The sequence below is a fragment of the Bosea sp. (in: a-proteobacteria) genome, assembly GCA_023910605.1.
Taxonomy (GTDB): domain Bacteria; phylum Pseudomonadota; class Alphaproteobacteria; order Rhizobiales; family Beijerinckiaceae; genus Allobosea.
Map to the genome: position 1 here is coordinate 1588742 of JAAVVV010000001.1, position 15371 is coordinate 1604112.

13 protein-coding genes are annotated in these 15371 nt (G+C 66.5%); 2 read left to right on the top strand and 11 right to left on the bottom strand.

The genetic code is table 11. The features are described 5' to 3' along the window. Position 1: 1 nt before the first annotated feature. From HEQ16_07720 to coxB, 5 genes are all read right to left on the bottom strand, one after another. The gene (locus HEQ16_07720; GenBank protein ID MCO4053929.1) at positions 2-631 is read right to left on the bottom strand and encodes a cytochrome c oxidase assembly protein; all 630 of its coding nucleotides are present in this window, start codon (positions 629-631) and stop codon (positions 2-4) included. After that, positions 628-771 carry a protoheme IX farnesyltransferase gene (locus tag HEQ16_07725; GenBank protein ID MCO4053930.1) on the bottom strand — a complete coding sequence of 48 codons (144 nt, stop codon included), beginning with the start codon at positions 769-771 and terminating at the stop codon, positions 628-630. The genes HEQ16_07720 and HEQ16_07725 overlap by 4 nt, the downstream gene beginning before the upstream one ends. A gap of 1 nt (position 772) precedes the next feature. After that, on the bottom strand, positions 773-1723 hold the full coding sequence (locus HEQ16_07730; GenBank protein MCO4053931.1) for a protoheme IX farnesyltransferase: 951 nt from the start codon (positions 1721-1723) through the stop codon (positions 773-775). Between the two features lie 200 nt (positions 1724-1923). After that, positions 1924-3549, bottom strand: a complete 1626-nt coding sequence (ctaD, locus tag HEQ16_07735) for a cytochrome c oxidase subunit I (protein ID MCO4053932.1) — start codon at positions 3547-3549, stop codon at positions 1924-1926. 24 nt (positions 3550-3573) lie between these two features. Further along, on the bottom strand, positions 3574-4425 hold the full coding sequence (gene coxB, locus HEQ16_07740; protein MCO4053933.1) for a cytochrome c oxidase subunit II: 852 nt from the start codon (positions 4423-4425) through the stop codon (positions 3574-3576). 454 nt (positions 4426-4879) lie between these two features. Between coxB and HEQ16_07745 the strand changes: the two genes are divergently transcribed. Together HEQ16_07745 and HEQ16_07750 are read left to right on the top strand one after the other, a co-directional pair. After that, on the top strand, positions 4880-5398 hold the full coding sequence (locus HEQ16_07745; protein ID MCO4053934.1) for an invasion associated locus B family protein: 519 nt from the start codon (positions 4880-4882) through the stop codon (positions 5396-5398). After that, positions 5395-6045, top strand: coding sequence for a hypothetical protein (locus HEQ16_07750; protein ID MCO4053935.1), 651 nt, complete (start codon positions 5395-5397; stop codon positions 6043-6045). Before HEQ16_07745 ends, HEQ16_07750 begins: the two co-directional genes overlap by 4 nt. A gap of 14 nt (positions 6046-6059) precedes the next feature. On the opposite strand, the gene HEQ16_07755 is transcribed toward HEQ16_07750, so the two are convergent. The 6 genes from HEQ16_07755 to HEQ16_07780 form a co-directional block, all read right to left on the bottom strand. Then, complete coding sequence (locus tag HEQ16_07755) at positions 6060-6911, bottom strand: D-amino-acid transaminase (GenBank protein MCO4053936.1); 852 nt, start codon at positions 6909-6911, stop codon at positions 6060-6062. A gap of 135 nt (positions 6912-7046) precedes the next feature. Then, the gene (locus HEQ16_07760) at positions 7047-8648 is read right to left on the bottom strand and encodes an ABC transporter ATP-binding protein (GenBank protein ID MCO4053937.1); all 1602 of its coding nucleotides are present in this window, start codon (positions 8646-8648) and stop codon (positions 7047-7049) included. Beyond that, complete coding sequence (locus tag HEQ16_07765) at positions 8648-9787, bottom strand: ABC transporter permease subunit (protein MCO4053938.1); 1140 nt, start codon at positions 9785-9787, stop codon at positions 8648-8650. Before HEQ16_07765 ends, HEQ16_07760 begins: the two co-directional genes overlap by 1 nt. Further along, entirely contained in the window at positions 9784-10707 is a 924-nt protein-coding gene (gene oppB / locus HEQ16_07770) for an oligopeptide ABC transporter permease OppB (GenBank protein MCO4053939.1), read from the bottom strand. The genes HEQ16_07765 and oppB overlap by 4 nt, the downstream gene beginning before the upstream one ends. Before the next feature lie 80 nt (positions 10708-10787). After that, complete coding sequence (locus HEQ16_07775; protein MCO4053940.1) at positions 10788-12395, bottom strand: peptide ABC transporter substrate-binding protein; 1608 nt, start codon at positions 12393-12395, stop codon at positions 10788-10790. A gap of 340 nt (positions 12396-12735) precedes the next feature. Further along, a complete protein-coding gene (locus HEQ16_07780; GenBank protein MCO4053941.1) occupies positions 12736-15036 on the bottom strand; it encodes an NADP-dependent malic enzyme in 2301 nt (766 codons plus the stop codon). Positions 15037-15371: the final 335 nt, after the last annotated feature.

Consider the following 15371-nt stretch of genomic DNA (forward strand, 5'->3'; position numbering starts at 1 on the left):
GTCAGAGTTTCGGCTTGTCCCCGCCGACTTTCGCGTCGGCAAGGGGGCCGCTGACAGCCTGCCCGTTCCTGGACGGGAAATAGGTGTACGACAGGGTCATGGCCCCGACATCGCGCATGTCCCGGTTCGTCTCGATGTCCGGATCGATGTAGAACACCACCGGCGCCTCCATGCTCTCGCCCGGCTTGAGCGTGTGCTCGGTGAAGCAGAAGCACTGCATCTTCACGAAATGCGCCCCCGCCGTGGAGGGCTGCACGTTGAAGGTGGCGATCCCTGTCGTCTCGCGGTCGGAGCGGTTGGTCACCTTGTAAAACACTGTCATCGTCTCGCCGACGCGCGCATTGATGACGCTCCGTTCAGCCTCGAAGCTCCAGCCGAGCGCCGGCATGACATTGGCGTCGAAGCGCACCTGCACCACGCGGTCCGAGGTGCCCGACGCCCCCACGCTGCGAACCATGGGCGTGCCGCCAAAACCGGTGACGCGGCAGAACAGGTCATAAAGCGGCACGGATGCGAAGGCGAGCGCGGTCATGGACGCCACGATGGCGCCGCACCACAGCGCCGTGCGCGTGGCCTTCAGCCGCGCGATGTCCTCAGGCTTTGCGGAAGGACTATCTGCTTTCTCGCTCATGCGACGATCTTCACCATGGATACGGCATAGAATATCACGGCCAGCGCCCCGAGCGCGACGGCGATCGCCATCGAGCGGCGGCGGCGCACCCGCTCTTCATCCGGGCTCAACTTGGGCGGGACGGGGAAGCGTTCGGCCATGTCAGATGATCCGCGGCACGGCCCACATCAGGCCAAGGCTGTGTTCGGCGAGCAGCGCCGAGAACACCGCGAACAGGTACAGGATCGAGAAGCCGAACATCTGCATTCCGGCCTTGTGGCTGGCCTCCACGCTCGCGGCCTTGAGGATGCGCCAGGCGATTCCGACCATGCCGAGACCGCCGAGCAGGGCCACGACGCCATAGGCGACGCCGCCCATGCCCATGGCCACCGGCACGAAGGCGAAGATCACGAGGGCGATCGTGTAGGCCATGATCTGCCGGCGCGTGGAGGCGTCGCCCGCCACGTTGGGCATCATCGGCACCCCGGCCTTCTCGTAATCCTTGGCCTTGGCCATGGCGAGCGCCCAGAAGTGCGGGGGAGTCCACAAGAAGATGATGGTGAAGAGCACGAAGCCGGCCCAGCCGATCTGGCCCGTCACCACCGCTTCCCCGATCATCGGCGGGAAGGCGCCAGCCGCGCCGCCGATCACGATGTTCTGCGCCGTGCTGCGCTTGAGCCACATCGAATAGACGACCGCATAGAAGAAGATCGTGAAGGCAAGCAGCCCGGCGGCCAGCCAGTTGGCCACGACGCCAAGCATCAGCACGGAGCCCGCAGACAGCGCCATGCCGAAGGCATAGGCCTCCTGCGGCTGGATGCGCCCTGCCGGGATCGGGCGCTTGGCCGTGCGGCTCATCACTGCGTCGATGTCGGCATCATACCACATGTTGAGCGCCCCCGACGCGCCGGCGCCGACCGCGATGGCCAGAAGCGAGGCGGCCGCGATCACCGGATGCACCGCGCCCGGCGCCACCACGATCCCCACCAGCGCGGTGAAGATCACGAGCGACATGACGCGCGGCTTGAGAAGCTCGAAGTAATCACCCACATCGCCGCCCGCGCTGGTGGCGGGCAGGGCGGCCTCGGCGGCTTTGTCGAACGCGGCGGACATGATCGTTGTGGCCTTGCAATGCGGCCCTGCGCGGCGGGCCGAAACGGTGCGTCATGCTGCGGCCAGGCGGCCGATTTCCAGCGGTGTCTGCTTTCCCGAACGCCGGCGCGGGCCTGGCGGATCGGCGTTCGGGAAAGAAGAGCGGGGCAGGCACGGCGCCGGCCGGAGGGAATCCGGCCGGCGCCGCGGAAGGTTCAGCCTCAGTGATCCTTGCCGGTGATGCGCGGCAGGGTCTCGAACTGGTGGAAGGGCGGCGGCGAGGGCAGCGTCCATTCCAGCGTCGTGGCGCCTTCGCCCCACGGATTGTCCGCCGCGCGCTCCTTCTTCATGAAGGCATAGGCCACCGCGAAGAAGAACCAGAACAGGCTGGCGAGGAAGATGTAGGAGCCCATCGAGGACCACCAGTGCCAGTAGGCGTAGGCGGCCGGATAATCCACATAGTGGCGCGGCATGCCGGCGAGGCCGAGGAAGTGCTGCGGGAAGAACAGCACGTTGGCGCCGATGAAGGCCAGCCAGAAGTGCACATGGCCCATCCAGTCCGGGATGGTGTAGCCGCTCATTTTCGGGAACCAGTAATACCAGCCCGCGAAGATGCCGAACACGGCGCCCAGCGAGAGCACGTAGTGGAAGTGCGCCACCACGTAGTAGGTGGCGTGCAGCGCGCGGTCGACCGCAGCGTTGGCCAGCACGACGCCGGTGACGCCGCCGACCGTGAACAGGAAGATGAAGCCGATCGCCCAGACCATGGCCGCCGAGAAGCGGATCGACCCGCCCCACATCGTCGCGATCCAGGAGAAGATCTTCACGCCGGTGGGCACGGCGATGACCATGGTCGCAAACACGAAGTAGCGCTGCGTGTTGAGCGACAGGCCGACCGTGTACATGTGGTGCGCCCACACGATGAAGCCGACCACGCCGATCGCCACCATGGCGTAGGCCATGCCGAGATAGCCGAAGATCGGCTTGCGCGAGAAGGTCGAGATGATGTGGCTGACGATGCCGAAGGCCGGCAGGATCATGATGTAGACTTCAGGGTGCCCAAAGAACCAGAACAGGTGCTGGTAGAGCACCGGATCGCCGCCGCCGGCCGGATCGAAGAAGGTCGTGCCGAAGTTGCGGTCCGTGAGCAGCATGGTTATCGCGCCCGCGAGCACGGGCAGCGCCAGCAGCAGCAGGAAGGCGGTGATCAGCATCGACCAGGCAAAGAGCGGCATCTTGTGCAGCGTCATGCCCGGAGCGCGCATGTTCAGGATCGTGGTGATGAAGTTGATCGCGCCCAGGATCGAGGCGGCCCCCGCAAGGTGCAGCGCGAAGATGCCAAAATCCACCGACGGGCCGGGATGGCCGGTCGAGGAGAAGGGCGGATAGATCGTCCAGCCCGTGCCGACGCCGGTCGAGCCGGGCGCGCCCTCGACGAACATCGAGATCACGAGCAGCGCGAAGGCGGCGACGGTGAGCCAGAAAGAGATGTTGTTCATCCGCGGGAAGGCCATGTCCGGCGCGCCGATCATCAGCGGCACGAACCAGTTGCCGAAGCCCCCGATCAGGGCCGGCATCACCATGAAGAAGATCATGATGAGGCCATGGCCGGTCACGAATACGTTGTAGGCCTGCCCGGACGCAAAATACTGCATCCCCGGCTCCTGCAACTCGAGCCGCATGGCGATCGACAGGAAGGTGCCGACCAGGCCCGCCCCGATCGCGAAGATCAGGTAGAGCGTGCCGATGTCCTTGTGGTTTGTGGAATAGAGCCAGCGCTTCCAGCCCGTGGGGTTGGCATGGGCGTGGTCGTCGTGGGCATGCGCTGCTGATGAGCCATAGGCCATTGAGCTGTTCCTCTCAAGTCAGTTTCACTGGCCGATGACGGCGGCGACCTTGGTCGTCGCGCCGTCGCGGCTTGCGAAGCGCTTTTGCGATTCGGCGAGCCAGGCGGCGTAGGCCTGTTCGCTCACGACACGGATCGCGATGGGCATGAAGGCGTGATTCTCGCCGCAGACATGGCTGCACTGGCCATAGAAGACGCCTTCCTTCTCGGCGCGGAACCACAATTCGTTCAGACGGCCGGGGATGGCGTCGAGCTTGAGCCCGAAGGCCGGCATGGCAAACTTGTGGATCACGTCGCCGGCGGTCACCTGCAGGCGGATGACCTTGTTGACCGGGATCACGGCCTCGTTGTCGACCGCGAGAAGGCGCGGCACGTCGGCCGGCTTGGCCTTGCCCGAATTCACCAGCTCCAAGCGCTGCTTGTCGTCCAGCATGATCTGGTCGAAGGTGAAGCCGCCGCCATCCTTCGGGTATTCCCATGTCCAGAACCACTGCTTGCCGGTGATCTTCAGCGTCACGTCGGCCGGCGGGATCACGAGCTGGTCGCGCATGATGCGGAAGGACGGGATGGCGACCACGACCAGGATCAGCACCGGGATGATGGTCCATGCCACTTCGAGCCCGGCATGGTGCGTGAGCCGCGATGGGGTGGGGTTGCGCTTCTCCGCGAAGCGCCAGCAGACATAGACCAGCAGCGCCAGAACGAAGATGCAGATCGCGGTGATCAGGATCAGCAGATAGTTATGAAACCAGACGATTTCGGCCATCTTGTTCGAGGCCGGGGTGCTGAGGTTGATCTGGCCGTCCGGGCCGTTTGGCGCCGCGAAGGCCACGATTGGCGCAAGCACTGCCGCCGCCGCGATTCCCGCCGCCGCCATGCCTTTCGCCAGCCATGCGGCGACCCAGTTCGTAACGCGGTTTTGGCGTCCACGCATCGTATTCCAAGCTCCTTGACCTGTTCGTCTGCCGCGACGCCTGCCTTGGGGCTGGAAATCGCGCGGCCGCATCGATTTACACGCGGCATTCGGGCATTGCTCTAAATCAAAGACCACAAGCGCGCCAGCGATTCAATTGGCTGTTTGGCGCAGTTTATGCGACATAGCCCCACATCGGCCGGGCGGTCATCCGGGGCCTGCCGGTGCGCGCGGTCATGTCCTCGCGGCGCGTTTGCGGCGCGCGGCGGGACGCTCCTGTGACGAGGCCTTGTCTTGACAGGTCCGGGCGTTAATGGTGCGAACACAGTTACGGCCCGCGCGGCCGGCGCCCATCCGCGATTCGCGCGGGGCCCGGTCCGGCACGGGGCAAGAAGTGGCAAAGCGGGAAGACGGCACGATGCGGCAATGGCCTTGGTGCAACCTCAAGGGCGTCCTGGCGGCGGCGGCGTTCGCCGCGTTCGCGGCCGGCTCAGGTCCCGCCATGGCTCAGGGTGTGGTGCGCTCCAGCCACGGCGATTGGCAGATGCGCTGCGAGACGCCGCCAGGCGCCAAGTCCGAACAGTGCGCGCTCGTGCAGAACGTAGCGGCCGAAGACAGGCCCAACGTCACGTTGCTCGTCATCGCCCTCAAGACGGCCGACAGCCAGAGCCGCCTGCTGCGCGTCGTCGCGCCCCTTGGCGTGCTGCTCCCGGCCGGCCTGGGGCTCAAGATCGACGACAAGGACATTGGCCGCGCCGGCTTCGTGCGCTGCCTGAACACAGGCTGCATCGCCGAGGTGGTGATGGATGACGCGCTGATCGCCGCGCTCAAGGCCGGGCAGAACGCCACCTTCATCGTGTTTCAAACACCTGAGGAGGGCGTCGGGATACCTGTATCGCTGACCGGGTTCGGCGAAGGGCTGGAGAAACTTCCGTGATTGTTGACCGTTCCCTTTCTGCTGCCTCCCCCCGTCTCGGCGCCGTTGGCAGGAAACTGGCCCCGGCCATGGCGCTGGCCATGCTGCTCGCCGGCTGCGGCGGCGGCCTCTTCGACAGCGGCTCCAGCCCGGCCGCGCCCGCCGGAGGCTCGACGCTTGGCAACATGCTGCGCTTCGGTTCGGCCACGGCGCCCGCCCCGGTCTATGTCGAGGATATCGACCCCGATGAACTGGTCTGCCCGCCCGTGTCGATCGTGCCCGGCGGCGCGGCGGTCCGGATAGGCGGCGGCTCGAGCGAAAGCGTCCGCTCCCAGATCACCATCACCGATGTGGCGCGCGAATGCGCCCGTGCGCCGGGCGGCGGCGTGACAATGCGGGTCGGCGCCGAAGGCCGCGTCCTCGTCGGGCCTGCCGGCTCTGCCGGCACGCTGGGCTCAAACCTGCGCATCGAGGTGCGCCGTGGCGATCAGGTGGTGCTGGCGCGCAATGTGCGCGTCGGCGCCACCGTGCCGAGCGGCCAGGCCCAGGCTGGCTGGACCCACATCGAGCCCAACATCGTGATCCCGGCCGCGACCCTTCAGGCCAGCGGCGACACGGATGTGTTCATCTCGCTCGGCGGCGCCGCCACCTCGGCGCGCCGTCGCTGACCAGGGCGGCGCGCTCAACCCAGCGCGCCGCCCTGTTCCGCCAGGTCGAAATAGATGTCCCGCAGCCGGCGGGCCACGGGGCCGGGCTGCCCCCCGCCTACGGCCTGACCGTCGATCTCCGTCACCGGCATCACCAGCGCCGTCGCAGCCGAGATGAACACCTCGTCCGCCGCCATCGCCTCATCGAGCGTGAAGGCGCGCTCCTCGAAGGTGAAGCCCGTCTCGCCGAGATAGCTCAGCACCGCCTTGCGCGTGATGCCGGACAGAACCGCCTGTGAGAGCGGCCGCGAGATCAGCGTGCGGTCCTTGACGATCCACACCGTGGAGGATCCGCCCTCGGTGATGACGCCATCCTCGATCATCAGCGCCTCGTCGCAGCCCTGCTCGGCGGCGGCCTGCTTGGCCAGCACCTGGGCCAGCAGACCCACGCTCTTGATGTCGCGGCGCTTCCAGCGCAGATCCGGCACCGAGACCATGGTGTAGCCGCGCCCGACCTCGCGGTTCATGGCGCGGGCCTGGGTGAACATCACCAGGCTGGGCTTCGCCTTGGCCGGGAAGGGAAAGCTGCGATCCGCCGCCCCGCGCGTGACCTGAAGGTAGACGCCGCCCGATGTCAGGTTGTTGCGGCTCATCAGCTCGTGGTGGATGCCGACAAGCTCGCCCCGGCTCCATGGCAGCTCCAGCCTGATCTCGGCGCAGGAGCGCTCAAGCCGCGCCAGATGCGCGTCGACGTCGATCAGCCGCCCGTTGATCACCGCCGAGACCTCGTAGATGCCGTCCGCGAACAGGAAGCCCCGGTCGAACACGGAAACCCTGGCCTGCTCTTCGGGCACATAGGAGCCGTTGACATATACGATGCGCGACATGGACGTCCTGTGAGGCTGTGGCGGCGCGGCCCGGCCGGCTGCCTGTGATCGCCATCATGGCGAGATCGGGGGGGTCAGATCAAGCGCATCGCTCCGCAACAAGGACATGGCGGGTCGCGTCGGCGGCAAGGCGTCTCAGCTTGGCGGCTTTCCCTTGACTGCGGCCGCGATGAGCTTGCGCGTGTAGCTGTCCTGCGGGGCGTCGAAGATGGCGTCGGTGTGGCCGGCCTCCACCACGCGTCCGTCCTTCATCACCATGACATGGTCGCTCATGGCGCGGACCACGGTGAGGTCATGGCTGATGAACAGATAGGACAGCCCGTGATTCTGCTGGAACTGCTTGAGCAGCAGCACGATCGCCTTCTGGACGGTGCGGTCCAGCGCCGAGGTGGGCTCGTCGAGGATGACGACATGCGGCTTGAGAATCATGGCACGGGCGATGGCGATGCGCTGGCGCTGCCCGCCCGAGAATTCGTGCGGATAGCGGTTGCGCAAGGCGGGATCGAGCTGCACCTCGTCGAGCGCCTGGGCGGCGCGCGCGTCGCGGTCGCGCCGGCTCAGGGCCGGTTCGTGCACGAGCAGGCCCTCGGTGATGATGTCGCCCACCGTCATGCGCGGGCTGAGCGAGCCGAACGGGTCCTGGAACACCACCTGCAACTGCTTGCGCAGGGGCCGCATCTCCTCGCGGCTGAGCGGCAGCAGCGCCCGATCCTCGAAGCGGATCGATCCCGCTGCCGGCGCGAGCTTGAGGATGGCCTTTCCCAGGGTGGATTTGCCGGAGCCCGATTCGCCCACGATGCCGATGGTCTGCCCGCGCCTGAGCGTCAGGCTCACCCCGTCCACCGCGCGCACATCGGAGGAGTCGCGTCCGAAGAAGCCGCGCCTCATGCGATAGGTGACGCGCACGTCGCTCGCCTCCACCACGATCGGGGCGCTCTCCGGCGGCGGGGCCTTGCGGCCCTCGGGCTCGGCGGCCAGCAGCATCTGCGTGTAAGGGTGCTGCGGCGCGGCGAACAGCGCGGCCGCCTCGCCATGCTCGACGATCTCGCCCGTGCGCATCACATAGACGCGGTCAGCATAGGCGCGCACGATGCCCAGGTCATGGGTGATGAGCACCACCGCCATGCCAAGCCGCTGGCGCAATTCGGCAATCAGGGCCAGGATCTCCGCCTCGATCGTCACGTCCAGCGCCGTGGTGGGTTCGTCGGCGATCAGGATGTCGGGATTGTTGGCCAGCGCCATCGCGATCATCACGCGCTGGCGCTGCCCGCCCGACAACTCGTGAGGATAGGAATCGAGCCGGCTCTCCGGCTGCGGGATCTTCACGAGCTTGAGCAATTCCAGCGCCCTGGCCCGCGCCGCCTGCCGGGAAAGCCCCTGGTGCTGGCGCAAGGTGGCGCCGATCTGCGCCCCGATCTTGTAGAGCGGATCGAGCGAGGTCATCGGCTCCTGGAAGATCATGGCCAGCTTGGCGCCGCGCAGCTTGTTCAGCTCCGCACCGGGCAGCCCGATGATCTCCTGGCCGCGATAGCGGATCGAGCCCGTGACCTCGCCATTCTGGGCGAGCAGGCCCATGGCGGCGAGGATGCTCTGGCTCTTGCCCGAGCCCGATTCCCCCACGATGGCCACGAACTCGCCGGGGCGGACGTCGAGGCTCGAACCCTTCACCGCCTCGACCATGCCGTCATTGGTGCGGAAGCGGATCGCGACGTTTCGGAAGCTGAGGATCGGCTCCATCACCGGTCCTTCGGATCGAGCGCGTCGCGCAGCCCGTCGCCCAGGAAGTTCAGCGCGAACAGCGTGCTGACAAGAAACACGGCCGGGAAGATCAGGAGCCACAGCGCATTCTGGATGTTGCGCGCGCCATCAGCGATCAGAACGCCCCAACTCGTCATCGGCTCCTGCACGCCAAGGCCGAGGAATGACAGGAAGCTTTCGAGCAGGATGACCTTCGGCACCAGAAGCGTCATGTAGACCACCACCGGCCCGAGGGTGTTGGGGATGATGTGCCGCTTGAGGATGCCGCTGGAGCGCACGCCCAGCGCCTCGGCCGCCTGCACGAACTCCATGCGCTTGATGGAGAGCGTCTGCCCGCGCACGATCCGCGCCATGTCCAGCCACTCGATGGCGCCGACCGCGAGGAACATCAAGATGAAGTTCCGCCCGAAGAACACCACCAGCATGATGACGAAGAAGATGAAGGGCAGGGCATAGAGAATGTCCACGATGCGCATCATCACCGTGTCAACCCGCCCCCCGAGATAGCCCGCAGTGGCGCCATAGGCGACGCCGATGAGCAGCGCCACGCCCGTTGCGAGCAGCCCGATCGCCAGCGAAACGCGGCCGGCGACGAGGGTGCGTGTGAACAGGTCGCGCCCGTTGCCGTCCGTTCCGAACAGGAATGTCCGCCAGCGGATAGGCGCCTCCACCACCAGCCTGCGGCCTTCCTCGGCCCGTTCCACCACAGCCGCGCCCTGGAACAGGTCTGAGCGGCCGAAGAAGGCGAGGTTGCGCTCGTCGATCGGCCTCATGCTGGTCAGAACCACGCGCACGGAAGCGCCCACGATCTGCTGGCTCTCGATCTGCGCGCGGATGCGCGCGGCGATGCGCTCCACCGCCGGCGCCACCTGATCGGGTTTGGGGTAGGCCGTGAGGCTGGCCGGCACGCGGACATAGTCGGTGTAGACGCGCTCATACTGGTGCGGCGAGAGCATGGGCCCGATGATGGCCAGCAGCGTCATGAAGATCAGGAAGAACAGGCTCGCAACCGCCGCCTTGTTGCGGAACAGGCGGATGCGCGCGTCAGTCCAGAGCGATCGTCCGATCGGTGGGGGCTGTCCCGCCGCCGCAGCGGCCCCTGAACCCGGAGCGCTCATGAATCATACCTCACGCGCGGGTCGAGCAGGCCGTAGAGCACATCGACCACGAGATTGAAGAACAGGACGAACACCGCGACCATCACCACCGTGCCCATCACCAGCGTGTAGTCGCGGTTGAGCGCGCCCTCGACAAAGTAGCGGCCTACGCCCGGCAGGCCGAAGATCGTCTCGATCACCACGGACCCGGTCAGCAGCGCCGCGGCGGCAGGGCCCATGTAGGACACCACCGGCAGCATCGCGCCGCGCAGCGCATGAATGGCGATGGTCGAGCGCGGCAGGCCCTGGCTGCGCAGCGTGCGGATATGGTTGGAACGCAGCGCCTCGATCATCGAGGCGCGGATCATGCGGGCCACGACCGCGATCTGCGGCAGGGCGAGCGCCACCACCGGCAAGATCATGTTGCGCACCGCCCCGTCATTCCAGCCGCCGACGGGCAGCCAGGCGAGCATCAGCCCGAAAACGATCTGCAGCACCGGGGCCACCACGAAGGTGGGGATGGTGATGCCGAAGGTGGCGAACACCATCACGGAATAATCGGCGCCATGGTTCTGCCGGAAGGCCGCGATTGTGCCCAGCACGATGCCAACCATGAGCGCGATCAAGAGCGCCAGCCCGCCGATGGTGATGGAGACCGGCAGGCCGCGCGCCAGCAATTCCGCCACGGTGAAGTCGCGCGCGTAGAAGGACGGACCGAAATCGCCGCGCGCCAGATGGGTGAGGTAGAGCCAGTATTGCTCGATCAGGGGGCGATCGAGCTTGTAGATGCGGTTGAGGTTTTCCATCACCTTCGCCTCGAGCGGCTGCTCGAGGTCGAAGGGCCCGCCCGGCGCCAGCCGGATGAGGAAGAAAGACAGTGTGACCACGACGAACAGCGTGGGCAGCGCCGACAGCAGCCGCTTGAAGATGTAGCTCAGCATGGCGGCAAAGCCGCCTCAACCCTCCCCGCGAGGCGGGAAGGGCCAGGGGCGCGCTCGCGCGGAGCGCATGTCGTCATGGCTCAACCCTTGATCGACATGAAGCGGGTCGGGTTGCTGGCGCGTGGATTGGGCGTGAACCCCATCAGTCTCGGCGAGATCAGGTTGCGGTTGGTGAAGAACAGCACCGGCGCGTAGGGGGCCTCCTCGAGCAGCAGCTTTTCGGCCTCGCCAAGGAGGGCGGCGCGCTTGGCGATGTCGGTCTCGGCGGCGGCGCGATTCATCAGCCCATCATATTTGGGGTTCGACCAGCGCGCGTAGTTGAGGCCAGGAATGGCGCTCGACTCGAGCAGGAAGAGGAAGTTCTGCGGGTCGTTGTAGTCGGCGATCCAGCCGGCGCGGGCCACGTCATAGGCGCCCCGATCGCGCAGGAAGGCGAAGTGCGTGCGCCCGTCTGTGGAGATCGGGGAGGTTTCGACGCCGATGGCCTTCCACTGGTCGGCGATGGCGACGAAGGTGGCCTGGTTCTCGGGGCTCATGTTGAAGCGGTATTCGACCTTGAGCGGCTTGCCCGGCCCGAAGCCGGCCTCGGCCAGCAGCTTCTTGGCCGCTTCCTCGCGGTCGATCGCCGACTGGTTCTTGAAGGAGAGTTCGATCTGCGGGCCGTAATTGTTGGTGCCCGGCGGCACGAAGGAGTAGCCCGGCAGCATCGAGCCGTTCCACACCTGATCGGCGATGAATTCGCGGTCCAGCACCATCGACAGCGCCCGGCGCACGCGCGCGTCGTTGAACGGCGCCTTCTCGGTATTGAAGGTGAGATACCAGGTGCCGAGCTGCGGCGTCACAGAGACCTGCGCGCCGAGCTGTTGGCGCAGCGTCTTGATCTGGTTGGCCGGTATATTGACGGTCGAGAGGATCTCCCCGGCCTGGAAACGGCGCGCGGCGGCGGCGGAATCCGCGATCGGAATGAAGTTGACCTGATCGATCTTGACGTTGGCCGCGTCATGGAAGTTCGGGTTCTTGACCAGCGAGGCCTGCGCGCCGGGCGTGAACTCGCGCAGCCGGAAGGCGCCGTTGGACACCTTGTTCTCCGGCTTGACGAAATTGGTGCCGTGCTGCGTCACGGAAGGCGGATGCAGCGGCCCCGCCACCGGCAGCGTCAGAAGCTCGATGAAATAGGGCGTGGGGTTGTTGAGCGTGATCTCGAGCGTGCGGTCGTCGATGGCCCGGATGCCGATATCCTCGAGCTTCGCGCCGGCCGTTCCCTTGTGCGCGGCCTCAAGGCCCTTCACCGGATAGAGCACATTGGTGTACTTCGCGCCGGTTTCCGGAGCGGCGGCCCGGCGCCACGCGAAGACGAAGTCGCCTGCCTTCACCGCATCGCCATTCGACCATCTGGCGTTGGCGCGCAGGGTGAAGGTGAACACCTTGCCGTCGTCGGAGGCCTTCCAGCTTTCCGCGACGCCCGGCGCGACCTTGCCCTGGCCGTCATGGATGATCAGGCCTTCATAGAGATCGCGCATGATGTGGAACTCGGCCGAGGTCGAGATCTTCTGCGGGTCGAGCGTCTCGGGGTCGGCTTCCTGGCCGCGATTGTAGATCACCTGGGCCAGCGCCGGCTGTGTCACGGCGAAGCTGGCGGAAAGCAGCAGGGCGGCGAGCGCCGTGCGAGCGAAAGGACGATGCAGCATCAGGAAAACCTCCTCTTTGCGGACCTCCGAGGTCCGTTCTGGGGCCAGTATGGCTGCTGCCGGACGCCGCGCAAGAGCAATGGTTCAGTTATGAACGAATTCATCGCTGGGCCATGTTGCTTGTCGCTGCGCTTCGGGGCCGCCATGGCGTCGGGGGGCGTGCAACCCGATACGGTGAGTCCGCGTCAGAACAGGAATTCAGGGGCCTCCCGCGCGATGCGTCCGGTCGGCGCGATGGCGCCGCCGCAATGGCTTGGCCGTCGCCAGCAAAGCCGCGCTGTCGACCCTGCCGGCACGAGCGACGGCGGCCATGCCCGCAGTGCGTAAACCCGGCGTCGGCTCAGCCGGCGGCGGCGCGCGCGAGATCCTGCGCCTCGACCACGGCCACCGCCGTCATGTTGACCACGCCGCGCGCCGTGGATGAGCCGGTGAGGATATGCGCCGGCCTGGCGGCGCCGAGCAGGATCGGCCCCACCGGCAGCGCATCGCTCAGCATCTTGGCGAACTGGTAGGCGATGTTGGCGGCGTCGAGGTTGGGGAAGACCATCAGGTTGGCCTCGCCCTTGAGCCGCGATGATGGCAGCACCCGCTCCCGGATCATGGCCGAGAACGCGGTGTCCGCTTCCATCTCACCGTCGCATTCAAGCGCGGGCTCGCGCTCGTTGATGAGCTGTGTGGCCTTGCGCATCTTCAGCGAGGAGGCGGTGTCGGCCGCCCCGAAATCGGAATGGGACAGCAGCGCGACCTTGGGCGTCATGCCGAAGCGCGCCACGTGCTTCGCCGCGAGCAAGGTGGCGTCGGCGACTTCCTCCGCGGTGGGGTCCGCCTTCAGATGCGTGTCGGTGAGGAAGTACGGGCCCTTGTTGGTGACGATCAGCGTCATCGCGGAGAGGTCGCGCACGCCCGGCGCGCAGCCGATGATGTCGCGGATGTGCCTGAGGCGGCTGAGGAACCGGCCTTCCAGGCCCGTGATCATGGCGTCGGCCTCGCCGCGCGCCACCGCCAGCGCCGCGATCACCGTGTTGTTGGTGCGCACGAGGTTCTTGGCGGCCTCGGGCGTGATGCCGCGCCGGCCTGCGATGTCGAGGAAGGTCTGAACATAGTCGCGGTAGCGAGGATCGTCCTCCGGGTTCACCAGCTCGAAATCCCGGCCGATGCTCAGGCTCAGCCCGAAGCGCTTGATGCGCGCCTCGACCACCGAAGGCCGCCCGATCAGGATCGGCACCGCCATGCCCTCTTCGAGCACGACCTGGGCAGCGCGCAGCACGCGCTCATCCTCGCCCTCGGCGTAGATCACGCGCTTGGGGTCCGCCTTCGCCTGGGTGAAGAGCGGCTTCATGATGAAGCCCGAGCGGAACACGAAACGCGAGAGCTGCTCGCGATAGGCGTCCATGTCCTCGATAGGCTTCTTGGCCACGCCCGTGTCCATCGCCGCCTGCGCCACCGCCGGCGCGATGCGCAGGATCAGGCGCGGATCGAACGGGTTGGGGATCAGCGATTCATCGCCGAAGGTGCGCTGCTCGCCGCCATAGGCGCGTGCGGCGACATCGGAGGGCGCCTCCCGCGCCAGCGTCGCGATGGCGCGCACGGCGGCGGCCTTCATCTCCTCGTTGATCGTCATGGCGCCGCAATCGAGCGCGCCGCGGAAGATGTAAGGAAAGCACAGGACGTTGTTGACCTGGTTGGGGTAGTCCGAGCGCCCGGTGCAGATCATGGCGTCGGGGCGGATCGCCAGCGCCTCCTCGGGCGTGATCTCGGGGTTGGGGTTGGCCAGCGCCATGATGAGCGGGCGCCGCGCCATTTTGCGCGCCATCTCGGGCTTCAGCACATTGGCGGCGGACAGGCCCAGGAAGATGTCGGCGCCCTCGATCACTTCGGCAAGCGTGCGCTTGTCGGTGTCCTGGGCATAGATGTCCTTCCAGCGGTCCATCAGCACGGGGCGGCCGCGATAGACCACGCCCTCGAGGTCGGTGACCCAGATGTTGGCGACATCGGCGCCCAGCCTGACCAGAAGATTCAGGCAGGCCAGCGCCGCCGCGCCCGCGCCGGACACCACGATCTTGACGTCCGGCAGCAGCTTGTTGGCGATCTCGAGCCCGTTGGTGACCGCCGCCGCGACGATGATCGCTGTGCCATGCTGGTCGTCATGGAAGACAGGGATGCTCATGCGGGCCTTGAGCTTCTCCTCGATGTCGAAGCACTCGGGTCCCTTGATGTCCTCGAGATTGATGCCCCCGAAAGTGGGCTCAAGCGCGGCCACGACATCGACGAACCTGTCGATGTCCTTCTGTTCGACCTCGATGTCGAACACGTCGATCCCGGCGAATTTCTTGAAAAGGACCGCCTTGCCTTCCATCACCGGCTTTGAGGCCAGCGGTCCGATGTCCCCGAGGCCGAGAACGGCCGTTCCGTTGGTGATCACGGCGACGAGATTCTGCCGCGCAGTCAGCTCCGCCGCCTGCGCCGGATCCTCCACGATCGCCTCGCAGGCCGCCGCCACGCCGGGTGAGTAGGCAAGCGCCAGGTCGCGCTGGTTGCCCAGCGGCTTGGTGGCCTGGATCTCGAGCTTACCGGGCTTGGGGTAGCGATGATACACGAGCGCGCCGGAGCGCAGATCGGCGGACAAGGTGCTCTTCGGCATGGCAGGGACACTTCCGGATCGTGGCCGGACTGTGTTGACGCGTTTCGCCGCCCTCGGTCAAGCAGGCTGTGCGGGTGGGCATGGAGCGCCCCGGACGCAGGTCGCTCCGGTCATGGCAGGCGGACGCGACATTAAACCGGTTTATGAAGTTTTCTTCGCATCAGATTCATTACCCGGGCAAGGAAGGGCTGCTGAAGAGTCGGCTCCGCGTCCGTGTTCAGCGCTTCGCAACTCCCTGGAGTGCAGCGCCTGCCTTCCGCAAGGGCTGTGGATTTGTCGGCCAGGTCATTCCTGTCGCGGTTTTCCTGGCGCGAGGGAGGCGCCTTGGCCTTGCT